A 519-nucleotide genomic window follows, 5' to 3' on the forward strand; every position below is an offset into this window, starting at 1 on the left:
TTTGCCGGAGCGTGCGCGGGCGGCTCGACCTCGATCCGGCGCATGATCTTCGCCACGGCGTCCGGCGACGGCGCGCCGTGTACGGGGGCCGCGAGCGCGCGCGTGAGCGCCTCCAGCGCGGCCAGCGTCCTCTGGCATCGCGCGCAACCCCTCGACGCGATAACCAGCGGCCCAGACGACGTGCGCGGGGCCGTGCCAGGGCTTCCTCTCGAGCTGGAACCGGCTTTCGTGATGGCCGTCGGCATGCTCCCAGGTGGATCGGGGCATCGAACGGGGGACGTGATTGTGCAGTATCGGGAGAAGCTGGCGGGTGTCGGCTTCTGGCTCTACGGCGACCGTGTCGCAGGAACGCTCTTCGATGACCCGACAGCCCCCGGCGCCGAAAGATTGAGCGTAACACCTCGCCCACCCCCGTCTGGACGCCGCCCCGCCCCCGTGGCAGGCGCCGCGAGCACGCGCATCCGGGCCTGCCACCGCGCGCCAACGGGCTTCGACAGCAAGCACCGCGCAGACGCCTGC

Annotated in this window: 1 protein-coding gene; it reads right to left on the reverse strand. The window is 71.9% G+C overall.

The genetic code is table 11. The annotated features are described in order from the left end of the window. On the reverse strand, window positions 1-245 hold a 245-nt coding region (locus tag QHF89_RS49925), incomplete at its 3' end, for a hypothetical protein (RefSeq protein WP_284722036.1). Window positions 246-519: the final 274 nt, after the last annotated feature.

It is taken from the genome of Polyangium sorediatum (assembly GCF_029946465.1).
In the GTDB taxonomy this organism is placed as follows: domain Bacteria; phylum Myxococcota_A; class Polyangia; order Polyangiales; family Polyangiaceae; genus Polyangium; species Polyangium fumosum.